The organism is Saccharophagus sp. K07, from assembly GCF_014336955.1.
Taxonomy (GTDB): domain Bacteria; phylum Pseudomonadota; class Gammaproteobacteria; order Pseudomonadales; family Cellvibrionaceae; genus UBA5868.
The window spans coordinates 45,217-60,282 of the sequence record NZ_QRAI01000003.1; the positions used below are offsets into that span (position 1 = coordinate 45,217).

The 15,066-nt window shown below is 55.9% G+C and carries 14 protein-coding genes; 1 reads left to right on the plus strand and 13 read right to left on the minus strand.

Features of this window, described 5'->3' with window-relative positions; genetic code table 11:
* Window positions 1-71 precede the first annotated feature (71 nt).
* The 12 genes from DWB84_RS09930 to DWB84_RS09985 form a co-directional block, all read right to left on the minus strand.
* The gene (locus DWB84_RS09930) at window positions 72-1,367 is read right to left on the minus strand and encodes an adenylosuccinate synthase (RefSeq protein ID WP_187409649.1); all 1,296 of its coding nucleotides are present in this window, start codon (window positions 1,365-1,367) and stop codon (window positions 72-74) included.
* 74 nt (window positions 1,368-1,441) lie between these two features.
* A complete protein-coding gene (locus DWB84_RS09935) occupies window positions 1,442-2,623 on the minus strand; it encodes an ATP phosphoribosyltransferase regulatory subunit (RefSeq protein WP_187409650.1) in 1,182 nt (393 codons plus the stop codon).
* A gap of 165 nt (window positions 2,624-2,788) precedes the next feature.
* Window positions 2,789-2,974, minus strand: a complete 186-nt coding sequence (locus tag DWB84_RS09940) for a DUF2065 domain-containing protein (protein ID WP_187409651.1) — start codon at window positions 2,972-2,974, stop codon at window positions 2,789-2,791.
* 136 nt (window positions 2,975-3,110) lie between these two features.
* A complete protein-coding gene (gene hflC / locus DWB84_RS09945; RefSeq protein WP_187409652.1) occupies window positions 3,111-3,983 on the minus strand; it encodes a protease modulator HflC in 873 nt (290 codons plus the stop codon).
* Window positions 3,983-5,155, minus strand: a complete 1,173-nt coding sequence (hflK, locus tag DWB84_RS09950; RefSeq protein ID WP_187409653.1) for an FtsH protease activity modulator HflK — start codon at window positions 5,153-5,155, stop codon at window positions 3,983-3,985. Before hflK ends, hflC begins: the two co-directional genes overlap by 1 nt.
* A 126-nt stretch (window positions 5,156-5,281) precedes the next feature.
* Complete coding sequence (gene hflX, locus DWB84_RS09955; protein WP_187409654.1) at window positions 5,282-6,583, minus strand: ribosome rescue GTPase HflX; 1,302 nt, start codon at window positions 6,581-6,583, stop codon at window positions 5,282-5,284.
* Window positions 6,584-6,594: 11 nt separating this feature from the next.
* Window positions 6,595-6,861, minus strand: coding sequence for an RNA chaperone Hfq (gene hfq / locus DWB84_RS09960; RefSeq protein ID WP_187409655.1), 267 nt, complete (start codon window positions 6,859-6,861; stop codon window positions 6,595-6,597).
* Window positions 6,862-7,023: 162 nt separating this feature from the next.
* Entirely contained in the window at window positions 7,024-7,980 is a 957-nt protein-coding gene (gene miaA / locus DWB84_RS09965; protein WP_187409656.1) for a tRNA (adenosine(37)-N6)-dimethylallyltransferase MiaA, read from the minus strand.
* Complete coding sequence (gene mutL, locus DWB84_RS09970) at window positions 7,980-9,794, minus strand: DNA mismatch repair endonuclease MutL (protein WP_187409657.1); 1,815 nt, start codon at window positions 9,792-9,794, stop codon at window positions 7,980-7,982. The genes miaA and mutL overlap by 1 nt, the downstream gene beginning before the upstream one ends.
* 104 nt (window positions 9,795-9,898) lie before the next feature.
* Window positions 9,899-11,278 (minus strand): N-acetylmuramoyl-L-alanine amidase, encoded by a 1,380-nt coding sequence (locus DWB84_RS09975; RefSeq protein ID WP_187409658.1) that lies wholly within the window; start codon window positions 11,276-11,278, stop codon window positions 9,899-9,901.
* A gap of 7 nt (window positions 11,279-11,285) precedes the next feature.
* Entirely contained in the window at window positions 11,286-11,804 is a 519-nt protein-coding gene (tsaE, locus tag DWB84_RS09980) for a tRNA (adenosine(37)-N6)-threonylcarbamoyltransferase complex ATPase subunit type 1 TsaE (protein WP_187409659.1), read from the minus strand.
* Window positions 11,801-13,294 carry an NAD(P)H-hydrate dehydratase gene (locus DWB84_RS09985; RefSeq protein WP_187409660.1) on the minus strand — a complete coding sequence of 498 codons (1,494 nt, stop codon included), beginning with the start codon at window positions 13,292-13,294 and terminating at the stop codon, window positions 11,801-11,803. The genes tsaE and DWB84_RS09985 overlap by 4 nt, the downstream gene beginning before the upstream one ends.
* Before the next feature lie 69 nt (window positions 13,295-13,363).
* Here DWB84_RS09985 and queG point away from each other — a divergent pair, with 69 nt between their 5' ends.
* On the plus strand, window positions 13,364-14,506 hold the full coding sequence (gene queG / locus DWB84_RS09990) for a tRNA epoxyqueuosine(34) reductase QueG (protein WP_187409661.1): 1,143 nt from the start codon (window positions 13,364-13,366) through the stop codon (window positions 14,504-14,506).
* 1 nt (window position 14,507) lies between these two features.
* Here queG and orn read toward each other — a convergent pair whose 3' ends face one another.
* Window positions 14,508-15,047 carry an oligoribonuclease gene (gene orn, locus DWB84_RS09995; protein ID WP_187409662.1) on the minus strand — a complete coding sequence of 180 codons (540 nt, stop codon included), beginning with the start codon at window positions 15,045-15,047 and terminating at the stop codon, window positions 14,508-14,510.
* Window positions 15,048-15,066 lie beyond the last annotated feature (19 nt).

Genomic DNA, 15,066 nt, shown 5'->3' on the forward strand with positions numbered 1-15,066 from the left:
AAACCCCGGACATATCCGGGGTTTTCGTAAGAACCTAATTAAATCCTCAGCCGATTAAATTGGGCAAAGAATTAACCAGCGAATGGATGGCGTAAGATAATGGTTTCAACTCGGTCTGGGCCGGTTGAAATAATATCTACTGGAGCACCGATCAATTGTTCGAGGCGCTGGATATAACGGCGCGCATTTTCCGGCAAATCTTCCAGTTTTTTAGCGCCTTCAGTTGTTTCTTTCCAGCCCGGCAGAGTTTCATACACCGGCTGCACTTCCTCCCAACCTTCCGCGTCGCACGGAACACCGACCGGATTGCCCGCTTTATCGCGATATTCCACGCAGATTTTCACTTCGTCCATGCCGTCGAGCACGTCGAGTTTGGTCAAACAAATTCCGCTGACGCTATTGATCTGCACAGCGTGGCGCAGAGCAACTGCATCGAACCAACCGGTACGGCGTTTGCGGCCCGTGGTCGCGCCGAACTCGTGACCTTTGATACCGAGGTGCTCACCAACTTCACAGGACAATTCCGTCGGGAAAGGGCCAGAACCCACACGGGTGGTATAGGCTTTGGTGATACCGAGGACGTAATCCAGATACAGAGGTCCGAAGCCGGTACCTGTGGCAGCACCACCGGCGGTGGTGTTGGAAGAGGTCACGAACGGATAGGTACCGTGGTCAACGTCCAACAAGGAACCTTGAGCGCCTTCGAACATGATATGTTCACCCGCAGCGCGCGCTGCGTGGAGAATGCAGGAGACATCCGCAATCATCGGACGCAGTTGCTCGCCCAATACCAGGGATTGCTGCAACACAGTGTCGTAATCGAGGGGTTCGGCCTTGTAATAATTCGCCAGAACGAAATTGTGGTAGTCCATCACTTCGCGCAGCTTGCTGGCAAAACGCTCTTTGTCCAATAGGTCGCCGAGACGCAAGCTGCGGCGCGCGACTTTATCTTCATAGGCAGGACCGATACCACGACCAGTAGTACCAATCTTGGCGTCGCCGCGCGCTTTTTCACGCGCCTGGTCCAACGCCGAGTGGAACGGCAGAATCAACGGGCAAGCGGGCGACAGGCGCAGGCGCTCGCGCACCGGCACACCTTGTGATTCCAGCTCGCGGATCTCCTTCATCAATGCATCGGGCGCGAGCACCACGCCGTTGCCGATCAGGCAGAGCACGCCCTCGTGCAGGATGCCGGAAGGGATCAAGTGCAAAACCGTCTTTTTACCCTCGATAACCAGAGTGTGTCCGGCGTTGTGACCGCCTTGAAAACGCACTACATACTTCACCTGTTCCGTCAGCAAGTCGACGATTTTTCCTTTCCCCTCGTCACCCCATTGAGTGCCCAAAACAACAACGTTCTTACCCATGAGTAAGTGCTCTCGCGATAAATTCAATAAATTAAGGTGGATTAATCAATTAATTGGATAGGTCTACCGAACTACTACAGCGGCTTAACCTGAAACTGTCCTTCTTCCTCAACCAGGATGCGGTTGCACAATTGATGGCTTTCCGGTTGCGACTGGCCAACCAGCCCAACAACAACTCGCTCCCCCTGACTGCGCAAAGCTTGAACCGACTGCCAAAAATCCGGCCGGGAGGATTGCGGTGCATAAATACCGGGCGTGATATCCAAATCAAATCGACCCACACGACTGAGGGCGATCAGGTCAGCGGTGAAGCCGGTGGCGCAACGTGAACGGCCAAATACTTCACCGATACGATCATAACGGCCACCCCGGCCAATCGCTGCGCCTTTGCCCGGTACGAAGGCGGCGAATACGATTCCCGTCAGATAGTGGTACCCCGTCAGCTCGCTCAAGTCAAAATAAAGCTGAGCCTCCGGGTAGCGCTGCTGCACAGTGTCAGCGACGGCTTCCAGTTCATCCAGCGCTGAGAAAAGTTCGGCTGGTGCATTGGCAAAGACTTTACGGGCCACCGCCAGCACATTCTTTGCCCCAGCCAGCCGCGGCAACTCGGACAACCAGCCCGCCGCTTGCGGATCTGATACATGCGCCGCAATCCAGGCCTGAATATCAGTAATAGACTTGCCCTGGAGCAAATTGAAGAAGGTGTCCTCTTGCTCTGGAGTCAGGCCAGCGGCCTTGGCCAGAGCGCGGTAGATACCGACGTGCCCCAGATCCAGGCAGACATTGTCCACCTGGGCATGAGCAAAGGTGGCGAGCAGCAGAGATATCACCTCAGCGTCCGCTTCCAGCCCTTTCTCGCCGTACAGCTCGACACCCACATGAATCGGACTGCGCGTGTCCAAGGCGCTGGGCATCTGCGCTTTGATGACATGACCGGCGTAACAAAGCCGGTTGACGCCACTGCGCTTCAAGCTGTGGGCGTCAATACGGGCAATTTGAGGAGTCATGTCAGCGCGGATACCCATGCTGCGGCCGGACAGTTGATCTGTCACCTTGAAAGTCAGCAGATCAATATCCTTGCCTAAGCCAACCAAGAGGGAATCCGTAAATTCCACCATCGGGGGTATTACCAGGTCGTATCCCCACCGATGGAAGAGATCGAGAAGACTGCGGCGCAAATGTTCAACTTGCTGCGCTTCGGGCGGCAAAATCTCTTCGATGCCGTCGGGCAGCATCCATCGTTCCACTGGCGTCATTTCGAAGCCTATTTCATTGTTCAAAGACTGCGTTGTGCAAAACCGTCACAGAAGGCTGGCCGGACTAATCCGATGGGCATTTTCATAACCTGCGACCCAAAGCCGTCGCAAATCAGCACCCTCCGGATGTTCCGGTGGCTGGGGTTCGACTAAAGCCTGGGTAAATCAGGTCAACAGAGTCAACACGGCTAGGCCGAGCAGCATGCTCGCCAGCCCAAAAGCACGCAGCTGCTGGTCTTTAACCGTCGCTATGGACGTTACCAGTTTGCGCCAGCGCGCCGGGTGTATGAAAGGTGCCATACCTTCAATGATCAATAACAAGCACAAGGCCTGGACTAAACTTTCCCACATACTTCAGCCTGTGAGTAGACGACATAAAAAAACCGGGGTTGACCCGGCTGCGGAATTTTACCACCGTTTACCCCGGACGAAAAAGCTCGCTCCGGGGTAATGCGCAAATAATGCGCACCGTTGCTCAAAGAATAGTTTATTTTTTGTTCAGCGCATTGAAATAACGGAAGAAGTCGCTCTTCGGATCGAGCAGGATCAGATCCTCACGCCCGGAGAAGGTTTCCTTATACGCATTCAATGAGCGGATAAATGAATAAAATTCAGGGCTTTGGCCAAACGCTTCCGCATAAATGGAAGCCGCGCGAGCATCCCCCTCACCGCGAATTTTTTCCGCCTGACTGTAGGCATTGGCCTCGATGACCACACGCTGGCGATCGGCCTCAGCGCGGATGATTTCCGCCTGTTCGTTACCTATGGCGCGGTGCTCTTTGGCCTCTCTCTCCCGCTCGGCGCTCATCCGTTTGTAGACCTGCTCGCTGACTTCGTCGGGCAGATCGATCTTCTTGACCCGCACGTCGACCACTTCGACGCCCATGGATTCGACCATGATTCTGTTGAGGCTCGCACGCAGGTCGACCATCAATTGGTCGCGCTCACCACTGACCACTTCCTGCAGAGAACGGGTGGCGAATTCGTTGCGCAAACCTTCATTGATGCGCTGCGACAGCAGTCGCTCGGCACGCTCCTGATCACCGCTGGTCGCAGTGTAGTAGCGGGTTACGTCGACAATGCGCCATTTTGCGTAGGAATCGACCTGGGTACTTTTCTTCTCAACCGTCAGAAACCGCTCGGCGCGTGCTTCCAAGGTAAGAATACGGCCATCAAAGCGGCGCACCTGATCGACAAAGGGAATTTTCCAATGCAGACCTGTGCTGACATCCGGGTTAACTACCTTCCCCAAACGCAACAGAACGGCACGTTCGATTTCTGTGATGATATAAACCGATTGCGCGCCCAGCAGTATGACGACCACCAGGGCGACAAGGCTAAACATAGCTCGCGGTGTCATTAGCGGCCCTCCCGACGACGCAAATTATTGGACTGGCTTTCAGCCTGCAGACGCTCCACAACCCGCGCTGCCAATTCATCCAGCTCACTGCCGCTGGTTACCGGAGTGGCGCGAACAGTCGTACGCGGACGGTTTTCCATCAATTTATCCAGCGGCAAATACATCAGGTTATTTCCACCTTCCACATCAACAAGGATTTTTGAGGAATTGCTGAGCACTTCCTGCATCATTTCGAGATACAGACGTTCGCGTGTCACTTCAGGCGCTTTGCGGTATTCCGTCAGCAGCGATTTGAAACGCGCAGCCTCACCTTCCGCCCGGGCGATCACCTGATCGCGATAACCGCTCGCCTCTTCCACCATCCGCTGCGCGCGACCGCGTGCGCGGGGGATAACGTCGTTGGCATAGGCTTGTGCTTCGTTTTTGTAACGCTCTTCGTCTTCGCGCGCTTTGATCACATCGTCAAATGCCCACTGCACTTCTTTCGGCGGGTTGGTGTCTTCGATGTTGACCTTTTGTACGTTGATACCGGTCGTGTATGCGTCGAGATAGGACTGCAAACGCTCTTCGACTTCCACCGCAATGCGGCTTCGACCTTCAGTCAAAACCTCGTGCATCACCGTGGAGCCCACTACGTGACGCAACGCGGAGTAAGACGCTTGCTGCAAACTCATTTCGGGATTTTTGGTGTTCAACACAAAATCCCGCGCACTATCGATACTGAATTGCACGGACAGTTTGATATCGACGATGTTGAGGTCTTTCGTCAGCATTTGCTCCTTGGTACTCCAGGTGCGTACTTGCGTGACGTTTTCCGTAAATACTTTGTCGATAAAAGGCGGGTTCCAGCGGAAACCTGGGCCGCGCGTTTCTTTATATTCACCGAAGCGCAGTACAACCGCCCGCTCCTGCTCGTTGACTATGCCGATACCTTTAATGAAATAAAGAACCGCCAGCACGGCAATAACGACGACTATAACCGTCGATCCGGATGATCCGCCGCTGCCGCTGCGCGATCCACCGCCAGAACCGCCACCGCCACGCAAAAAACGGCCAAAGGTTTTACGAAGAAATTCATCGAGATCCGGCGGGCCGTCATTTTTCCCGCCGCTATTGCGATTACGATTCCCCCAGGGATCGTTGTTGTTATTACCCGGTTCGTTCCAGGCCATAGGATTGCTCCGTTAAGGACTTCGAGTGAGTGAAAACAGGCTAAAGGAATAAAAAAGCTGGCATTTTAAGGTATGTGATCTAGCAAAAACACCGCTAAATCATGGAGCTGCTTTGGACAACTGCAATCAGGCAGCGTTTATCAACCATTCCAAGTCGCTGCGTGAAACAGTTTCCGCGGCAAGAATTCGATTGAGATCCATTTCTGGTAGACGTAACCACAAAACACATCCGCCATCATCCTGATAATGTTCCTCCACCACGGCGTTGGCGTTGTGGAACTTGGCGCGCAACCTTCCCATTTGACTGGTAAGGCGCACGTGCCCTTCGAACATTTTGTTGCCCAACAGTTCGACGAGTGCCTGGCGCAATTCTTCCAAGCCGATTTTATTTTTTGCCGATACCCAAACAGCGACTGGCCGGCCGTGCTCATCACGATCAATGCGCGGCGGCATGCCTTCGAGCAGATCGGTTTTGTTATACACGTAGAGTTGCGGAATCTGGTCGGCACCAATTTCCGTTAACACTTCATGAACTTGTTCTATATTGCGCTGACGATCTTCTGTGGCCGCATCTATGACGTGCAACAGCAAGTCAGAATTACTGGCTTCTTCCAGGGTCGCGCGAAAGGCTTCAACCAGCTTGTGTGGCAAGTGGCTGATAAAACCTACGGTGTCCGCCAGAATTGCCGCGCCCACCCGCTCGAGTTCAATCCGCCGCATGGTCGGATCCAGAGTGGCGAACAGCTGATCCTGCACGTACACGTCCGCGGTCGTTATCGCGTTAAAGAGCGTGGATTTTCCTGCGTTGGTATAACCCACCAGCGAAACCGTAGGAATCTCGGCGCGGGTGCGCGCTCGACGCCCTTGATCGCGCTGGCGACGCACTTTCTCAAGGCGTTTTTCAATGGTTTTAATGCGCGCACGCAACAAACGACGGTCGGTTTCGAGCTGAGTTTCACCAGGACCGCGCAGACCAATACCACCCTTTTGCCGCTCCAAGTGCGTCCAACCGCGAATCAAACGGGTGGACATATGGTGCAACTGGGCCAGCTCCACCTGGAGCTTACCTTCATGGGTGCGGGCGCGCTGAGCAAAGATGTCGAGAATCAGCCCGGTCCTGTCGAGAACACGGCACTTCAATTCTTTTTCCAGATTGCGTTCCTGGCTGGGGGACAAAACGTGGTTGAAAATCACCAGTTCGGCCTTGTGCTCTGCAACGAGCTGTTTCAGCTCTTCGAGTTTGCCAGTACCTATAAAGAATTTAGCGTTGGGTGCCGCACGGGCACCCGTCAGAAAGGCGACAGGATCACCCCCTGCCGAAAGGACAAGTTCTTCAAACTCACGCGGATCGTCGGCTTCGTCCGATTGCGTCAACTCCAAGTGAACCAAAACAGCAAGTTCACCGGAGGCGGGGCGATCAAAAAACAATCTTTACCTCTTTACGCTTCAATCTCGCCGTCATCGCTGCCACCAGCCGCATCAGGGTTCAACATAGGCACCCGAACTGGACGTGATGGAACAACGGTGGAGATTGCATGTTTGTAAACCATTTGGCTTACGGTGTTTTTCAACAACACAACAAACTGGTCGAAAGATTCAACTTGCCCCTGCAATTTAATTCCGTTGACCAAATAGATGGAAACAGGGATACGTTCTTTGCGCAAAACATTCAAATAAGGGTCTTGTAAGCTGTGCCCTTTTGACATGGTGATTCTCCTAGTCAGGATTAATTTGGATTATTTAAGCGCATTCCACGCTGGCTCGAATCGCCCATACCATCGGCCCATTTACCATCGGAAGAACGGTAGTAAGCAAGTCAGGCGCTTCACAGACACAAAAGAACACCCCAAAGTTCAGGGGAGCCGCCATTATATGGTTGTTTGCTCCACAATATTCAAGGTTTTCCGCAAAATTTCATCATTTGCGAGAGCCTTGCCAGCGTCGTCAAGCGTGTTTATCCAGCTCAAAGCGTGCCAACCTCGCAGCCAAGTCAACTGGCGTTTTGCCAATTGACGTGTGGCGGCTATACCCTGCTCCCGCATTTCGCTGGCGCTGATCTCACCCTTGAGATATTGCCAGACCTGCCGGTATCCCACCGCCCGTATGGATGGCATGTCTTCGTGCAAGTCACCGCGACGAAACAGTGCTTCCACCTCTTCAATAAAGCCGATGCGGAGCATTTTGTCGAATCGTTCTGCAATGCGCCGGTGGAGCACGCTGCGCTCTTGTGGTGCAACAGCGACTTGAATCCAGCGATAAGAATCCAATAACCCCTGCCCTTCAGCCGCTTGCCATTCACTCATAGGTTTGCCAGAAATTCGATAGACCTCGAGTGCGCGACTGATTCGCTGAGAGTGATTGGGATGTAATCGGGCAGCGCACTCGGGGTCTATCTCGGCGAGCTGCGCATGCATAGCCGGCCAGCCCGACTTTGCCGCTTCCTGTTCGATCTGCGCGCGAATTTTTGGATCGGACGGCGGCATGGGGGACAAACCCTCCAGCAGCGCTTTGAAATACAACATGGTGCCGCCCACCAACAGGGGGATTCGTCCTGCAGCGACGATTTCCTCCATAGCTGCACTTGCGTCGCGCACGAATTCCGCCGCCGAATAGGCTTCCGCCGGATCGCGGATATCGATTAGCCGATGCGGCGCGCGCCGCAACTCCTCCGCCGACGGCTTGGCCGTACCTATATCCATACCGCGGTAGATCAACGCGGAATCCACGCTGATGATGTCCGCTCCCAAGTGTTCGTGTAACGCAATCGCCAAATCGGTTTTGCCGGCGGCGGTGGGGCCCATCAGAGCAATAGCAAGCGGTTTCATTACTGCCCACGCATAAACAGGCTGTCCAGCTGACCCAGCGACAGCTGCACCCAAGTCGGTCGACCGTGATTACACTGCCCGCTGCGCTCGGTAGATTCCATATCGCGCAACAGAGCGTTCATCTCCGGGATGGTCAGTTTGCGGTTGGCGCGCACGCTGCCGTGACAAGCCATAGTACCGAGCACGCTGTTCATTTCCGATTTGATGCGCTGGCTCTGGCCGTGCTCGATCAAATCCGCCAGCACATCGCGCACTAGCGTCTCGACATCAGCGCGGTTGAGCAGCACGGGAACCTGGCGCACCAGCAAACTTTCCGGCCCCGCCCGCTCGATCACAAATCCCAGCTGGGTGAAGACATCGATATTGTTTTCGGCATAGTTGGCCTCCCGCTCACTGACGGCCATGGAGCGCGGTACCAATAACGGCTGCGACTGGACACCATTCTGGTCGTACTGGCATTTCATGCGCTCATAGGTAATGCGCTCGTGCGCCGCGTGCATATCGACCAGCACCAAACCATGGGCATTTTCCGCCAGGATATAGATGCCTTTGAGCTGCGCTATGGCAAAACCGAGGGGCGGAATCTGCTCCTCAGCGGACTCAGGTTCTTCACGCGGGACAAGGCTCGGGCGGGGAGTGATCAAGCTCTGATACGTCTGAATTTGCTCAGCGACATCAAAATTGAAACTGGGGCGCGCCGGCGCAGGTTCATGCCGGTCATAGCTGAAGCGGAAAGGCGCCTGTACTGGAGCGGGCGTGTCTGCAACTGCAGTTAATTTCGCCACGGGAGCGCTCGTGCTAACCGTGTCCGGGCGGACATCCGCCAGCGCTTTGTGCAACGAGCTGAACAGGAAATCGTGTACCAAACGCGAATCGCGGAAACGCACTTCGTGTTTGGTTGGATGAACGTTTACGTCCACCGCCGCCGGGTCGAGACTGAGAAACAACACATAAGCGGGATGACGGCCGTGATAGAGCACATCCTGATACGCCTGACGCACCGCATGAGTCACCAATTTGTCGCGAATCGCGCGCGAATTGACGTAAAAATGCTGCAAATCAGCCTGACTTCGCGAGAAGGTCGGCAGCGCCACCCAGCCCCACAAATGCAAACCGGCGCGCTCAAAATCCACGTAAATCGCGTTTTCCATAAACGCCGGACCGCAGATCTGCGCCGCGCGGCGCTGTTGTTCTACGGTTTCCAATGCTGGCCGCCAGGAGTGTACAACTCGCCCATTATTTTTCAGGCTGAATCCGGCGCGGAAATTAACCAGAGCCAAGCGCTTCACCACCTCTTCAATACGCGCATATTCGGTCGTTTCGGTGCGCAAGAACTTGCGCCGGGCGGGCGTATTGAAAAACAAATCGCGCACTTCGACAGTGGTGCCGCAAGGATGGGCTGCAGGGCTGATCTCGGCTTCCATATCACGGCCTTCGACCTTTACCGACCAGGCGCAGTCCTGCTCCGCAGTGCGGCTGATCAATTCCAGGCGCGAAACGGAACTAATACTCGCCAAAGCCTCGCCGCGAAATCCGAGCGTGGCCACGGCTTCGAGATCATCCAAATCGCGGATTTTGCTGGTGGCGTGGCGGGACAACGCCAGTGGCAGATCCTCTTTCGCGATTCCGCCGCCGTTGTCGCGCACGCGCATCAGTTTGACGCCGCCGCCTTCAATCTCGACATCCAACTGCGTGGCGCCGGCATCGAGGCTGTTCTCCATCAGCTCTTTGATAACAGAAGCGGGACGCTCAACCACTTCCCCAGCGGCGATTTGGTTGGCGAGACGAGGGCTTAACAGTTGGATTCGGGACATAACACTGATCAGACGGCCGGGTGAAGCGCTTCATTGTCGGCGCCCAAAGAGTCCAGCGCAACCTTAGGCTGCGCCGGGGATACTCATTCAGCCGAGTTGGCACATCAGCTCGACGGAATCACCAGCTTCTGCCCGACGCGAATCACCGCTGAAGGCTCCAACCCGTTGTGCTCCAACAGTTTTGCCAGGCTGATATTGTGACGCTTGGCTATATCCGACAGGGTATCGCCACTAGCAATGGTGTAATGCTGTTGTTTACCTCCCTGGGATTTAACCCAGGCGATATGAGTACCCGCTGGCGGCACGTCGTAGAAGTAATCCTTGATGCCGCGGAATATGGCTTCGGCTAAAGCGCGACGATGGCTGGGCGTGTTTAGTTTTTGCGCTTCCTGCGGATTGGAGATAAAGCCAGTTTCCACCAGGATCGACGGCACATCAGGTGATTTCAGCACCGCAAAACCCGCCTGCTCCACTTGGTTTTTATGGAGCTTGGTGATTTTGCCCATCTCCTTCAAAACCCGGTCGCCAACCTGCAGGCTGTTGGTCAAAGTCGCCGTCATCGAGAGATCCACCAGGACTCCCGCCAATACGTTGTCCACCTCATTCAGGTTTACCCCACCAACACCGCCGATCAAGTCCGCTTCATTCTCCTTTTGCGCCAAAAAGCGCGCGGTTTCACTCGTTGCCCCACTGCGCGACAGAGCAAACACGGAAGCGCCGGCGGCGCTGGGATTTTTAAAGGCGTCGGCGTGGACTGACACAAACAAGTCCGCGCGCAGCTGCCGGGCTTTGTCGCGGCGGTTGCGCAAAGGGATGTAGTAGTCGCCGGTGCGCACCAAGTGAGCTTTATAACCCGGCTCGCGGTTGATCATGTCCACCAATTGCTGACTGATCGCCAGAACAATGGCTTTTTCCTGAATTTTTCCCGGTCCGATTGCGCCCGGATCTTCGCCGCCGTGACCAGCGTCCACAGCAATAATGATGTCGCGCTTGCCCGGAATCAGATCGTCGAGCGCTTGGGTAACAACGGGTTTTGAACTGGCGGCAGCAGATGATGTAGATGCTGTAGAAGTGGGTGCGCTTGCAGCCGGCTTGTTATCGAACAAGTCGATCACTAGGCGATCCGCCTTGTCGCCGTGTTTCGGCAGCAAAAAGCTGCGCGGTTGCACGGAACCCCGCAGATCGAGCACCACGCGCACGCCATTGCCACGACTGCCGTAGCGAACCGCGCTGACGGGCGTGCCAGCAAGAGCCGGATCAGCAATACCTTTGGCGACCGCCACATTGTCCACGTCTATAACGACTCGGCTAGGCGAGTCCAGGGTAAACATGTTGTAGGTCACAGGCGCGCTCAAATCGAACACCAGACGCGTACTGTCCGGCGCGCGCCATGCCCGCACACCGTCAATCCGCGCCGGTGCCGCAATAGCCAGCTGAACAAGCAGGCACAACAAAACCCCTGTCACTATGCGCAACATCCGCATACAGCTCCTATGGCTCTGCTTGGGTAGAGTTGGGTTCCATAGCGGATAAATTTGGTCCCATAAAAATCGCTTTAAGAATGGCATGTCCCCGTTCCGTGGATGCTGTAAAAACGGCTAAGCGTCCCGCGCCGCTGGCGCTGAGATCCACCGTCAAATCCGGCCCCGGCAGAACACTCTCCCCCCTTTCCGGCCATTCGACGATGCAAAGATTTTGATCTAAAAAATAGTCTCTTATGCCCATATATTCCAGTTCTTCCGGGCTGCCCAGGCGATAAAGGTCGAAATGGAACACTCCGCGATCGCCTAGCTGGTAGGGTTCCACCAGGGTATAGGTCGGGCTTTTTACCGCCCCTTGATGCCCAAGAGCCTGCAATACACCGCGGGTCAGAGTCGTTTTGCCCGCGCCTAAAGTGCCCTGCAGAAATACCACTGCACCGCCTTTTCCCAATGCCTTGGCTAAACGCCCGCCTAGTTCGACCGTCGCCTGCTCATCCCTCAACTGAAACTGTAGGCTGGCCAGCGTCATGGTTTGAGCAGCTCCCGCACATAGGGAATTAACTCAGAAGCCTGCAGACCGGCCATGCCAGTTTCTTCCACGGCGAGATCGGCGGCGTTGCCGTGCAAGCAAACCGCCAGCCGGGCCGCATCGACCAGCTCCAAACCTTGCGCGATCAAACTGCCGATCAATCCGCTCAAGACATCGCCGGTTCCACCGGTGGCCAGTCCGGGATTGCCGACTTTCGCTACGCTCAGTTGGACGCCATCGAAAATCAGAGTTCCCGCGCCTTTGAGCACCACCACTCCGCCGAAGCGGCTGTGCAGCTCTTGGACGGCATCGATGCGATTTTCCTGCACATCTTGGGTGCTGCACTCCAACAAGCGCGCTGCTTCGCCAGGATGGGGGGTCAATACCCAGCGACAGTGACCGGGCAGAGGAATACGGCGCTGCGCCAGGATATTGAGCGCGTCGGCGTCGAGCACCAGTGGCAGGCCACTATTGAAGGCTTGTTGCAGCAGTTGTTCCGACCAGGGGGTGCGACCCAACCCAGGGCCCACCACTAGTACAGTCGGACGTTCCAGATATGGCTCCAGCTCCTGTCCCGAAGGCACACCGATCACCATCAATTCAGGTCGACGAACCAAGGCTGCCGATACATGCTCAGAACGCGTTGCCAAGCTGACCAAACCCGCTCCCGACAAAGCCGCAGACTCCGCCGCCAGTATGGCTGCGCCGCCATAACCTAGCTCGCCACCAATAACCATCACATGGCCAAACTGACCCTTATGAGCATCTGCCTGGCGCTCCGGCACCAATGAAAGGAGTTGCGGAAGATCGATACGGTCAGCGACAGGGGCGAGCCCTGCGTAGACTTCGCCCGGTATATCGAGATCGGCAAATGCTAAGGTCCCGGTCAAAGCAGGACCGCGACCCGTAAACAGACCAATTTTCTGCCCGATAAAAGTGATGGTGTGATGCGCCCGTACCGCGACACCCAATTCCGCGCCTGTGTTGGCGCATAGTCCGGATGGGATATCCAAGGCAAACACCGGAGCGCCGGAGGCGTTGATCCACCGAATAGCAGCGGCATATTCCGGCCGGACCTCACCGCGCAAACCGGTTCCCAGGAGCGCATCGATCACGACAGCCCCTTCCGGCAAATCGTCTTGCGCAGAAAACGCCGCCATAGCAACGCCTTCCTGACGGGCGTACTCATAAGCGGCTTTGGCCTCATCTTTCAGCTGGTCCGGCGGACAGATATAAGCAATTTCCACCTGATGCTGTCGCTGGGCCGCCAGTGCCGCAAACACGTAGCCATCGCCCGCGTTGTTACCGGCGCCGCATAACACCCGCCAAGTGCGCGTCTCCGGCCAAAGCACACAGGCGTGCTCAAAGGCCGCCCGCCCTGCGCGCTTCATCAGAACCGTACCGGGAATCCGGAGATCGTGGATGGCGCGACGATCCAATTCACGAGTTTGTTCGCCGCTGTAGAGATTGTTGGTTAAGCTAGAGGCCATGAGTGCGTTCGCGTGAGATGGGCGTAAAAAGCCGCAGGATTGTACAGGAATTTTGCTTTTTTATTTCGTATGACAGACCACACCCTTTTGCAACTCGCCGACAAAATCCGTATCTGGGCAGCGGAATTGGGATTTGCCCAGGTCGGCATCAGCGACACGGATCTGCGCGTCCAGCGCGAGCCTTTGCAGGCTTGGCTGGATAAGGGTTATCAGGGGGATATGACGTGGCTGGCGGACAATCTCGACAAGCGCATTCACCCGGAAGAGCTGATGCCCGGCACCGTGCGAGTCATTTCGGTGCGGATGAATTATCTGCCCGGCGACACCCGTCAGATTCAGATCCTCAAAGATCCGCAAAAAGCCTATATCTCCCGCTACGCCCTCGGGCGCGACTACCACAAGCTGGTGCGCAAACGCCTCGCCCTGCTCGCAGAAAAGATACGCCAAGCCGCCGAGCCGCTGATGCCGGTCAACCAACGGCCTTTTGTCGATAGCGCGCCCGTCCTGGAACGCCCGCTCGCCGTCAAGGCGGGACTCGGCTGGATCGGCAAACATACCCTGGTGCTCAATCGCGAAGCAGGCAGCTGGTTTTTCCTCGGCGAGATCCTTACCAATATTCCGCTACCGGTGAATCAAATCCTATCGGACAACCACTGCGGCGAATGCACCGCCTGCTTGAAAGTCTGCCCGACCGATGCCTTTCCCAAACCCTATGAATTGGACGCGCGCCGCTGTATCTCCTATCTGACCATCGAGCACAAGGGCGCGATACCGGAAGAATTCCGCTCCGCCATGGGCAACCGGGTATTCGGCTGCGACGACTGCCAGGCCATCTGCCCCTGGAACAAATACGCCAAGCCGACCGATGAAGCGGATTTCAAACCGCGCCACGGCTTGGCCGACAGTGATCTGCTGCAATTATTTTTGTGGGATGAGACTACCTTTCTGCGCAATACCGAAGGTTCGGCGATTCGGCGGGTTGGCTACGAGCGCTGGCTGCGCAATCTGGCGGTGGGACTCGGCAACGCCCCATCCGATCCGGCGATCATTGAGGCATTAGAACAGCGCCGCAGCGAGGCGACGCCGCTGGTGCAGGAGCATATCGATTGGGCGCTGGAGCGCCAGCGCAATCCCAATCTAAGACGCGCGCGCAAAATCAAACGAGCGCAGAGCGAAACCCCAAATCGACCTGCCGCACCGCCAGCTCAGTAAGTTAGCGTAAAACGGTATTGCGATAGTGCTTTAATTCCGCAATCGAATCGCGAATATCGTCAAGCGCCAGATGGCTGCTTTTTTTGCTGAACCCGGGCACATCCGGATACCAGCGCTTGGTCAGCTCTTTCAGCGTCGACACATCCAGATTGCGGTACATGAAATAGGCTTCCAGGCGCGGCATATAGCGGGCGAGAAAACGCCGGTCCTGACAGATGGAATTGCCGCACATAGGCGACTTGCCCGGCGGCACCCATTCACTCAGAAAGTCGATGGTCGCTTGTTCCGCGGCGCGGGTCGTAATGGTACTGCTGCGCACCCGGTCGAGCAGGCCGGAACCGCCGTGCTGGCGGGTATTCCACTCATCCATGCTGTTCAGCACCGCATCGCACTGGTGAATGGCAAACACCGGGCCTTCGGCGAGGATATTCAAATCGGCATCCGTCACAATGGTGGCGATCTCAATAATAACGTCGCGTTCCGGACTGAGCCCGGTCATTTCCAAATCGATCCAAATCAGGTTGTTGTTATCCGTGGGCATGCGGTGATCTCTTGCTGAT

Bases quoted from the DNA above. Each gene is read 5' to 3' on its own strand.
- DWB84_RS09930 (WP_187409649.1), bottom strand. From the start codon at position 1,367: ATGGGTAAGAACGTTGTTGTTTTGGGCACTCAATGGGGTGACGAGGGG.
- DWB84_RS09935 (WP_187409650.1), bottom strand. From the start codon at position 2,623: ATGACGCCAGTGGAACGATGGATGCTGCCCGACGGCATCGAAGAGATT.
- DWB84_RS09940 (WP_187409651.1), bottom strand. From the start codon at position 2,974: ATGTGGGAAAGTTTAGTCCAGGCCTTGTGCTTGTTATTGATCATTGAA.
- hflC (WP_187409652.1), bottom strand. From the start codon at position 3,983: ATGACACCGCGAGCTATGTTTAGCCTTGTCGCCCTGGTGGTCGTCATA.
- hflK (WP_187409653.1), bottom strand. From the start codon at position 5,155: ATGGCCTGGAACGAACCGGGTAATAACAACAACGATCCCTGGGGGAAT.
- hfq (WP_187409655.1), bottom strand. From the start codon at position 6,861: ATGTCAAAAGGGCACAGCTTACAAGACCCTTATTTGAATGTTTTGCGC.
- miaA (WP_187409656.1), bottom strand. From the start codon at position 7,980: ATGAAACCGCTTGCTATTGCTCTGATGGGCCCCACCGCCGCCGGCAAA.
- mutL (WP_187409657.1), bottom strand. From the start codon at position 9,794: ATGTCCCGAATCCAACTGTTAAGCCCTCGTCTCGCCAACCAAATCGCC.
- DWB84_RS09975 (WP_187409658.1), bottom strand. From the start codon at position 11,278: ATGCGGATGTTGCGCATAGTGACAGGGGTTTTGTTGTGCCTGCTTGTT.
- tsaE (WP_187409659.1), bottom strand. From the start codon at position 11,804: ATGACGCTGGCCAGCCTACAGTTTCAGTTGAGGGATGAGCAGGCGACG.
- DWB84_RS09985 (WP_187409660.1), bottom strand. From the start codon at position 13,294: ATGGCCTCTAGCTTAACCAACAATCTCTACAGCGGCGAACAAACTCGT.
- queG (WP_187409661.1), top strand. From the start codon at position 13,364: ATGACAGACCACACCCTTTTGCAACTCGCCGACAAAATCCGTATCTGG.
- orn (WP_187409662.1), bottom strand. From the start codon at position 15,047: ATGCCCACGGATAACAACAACCTGATTTGGATCGATTTGGAAATGACC.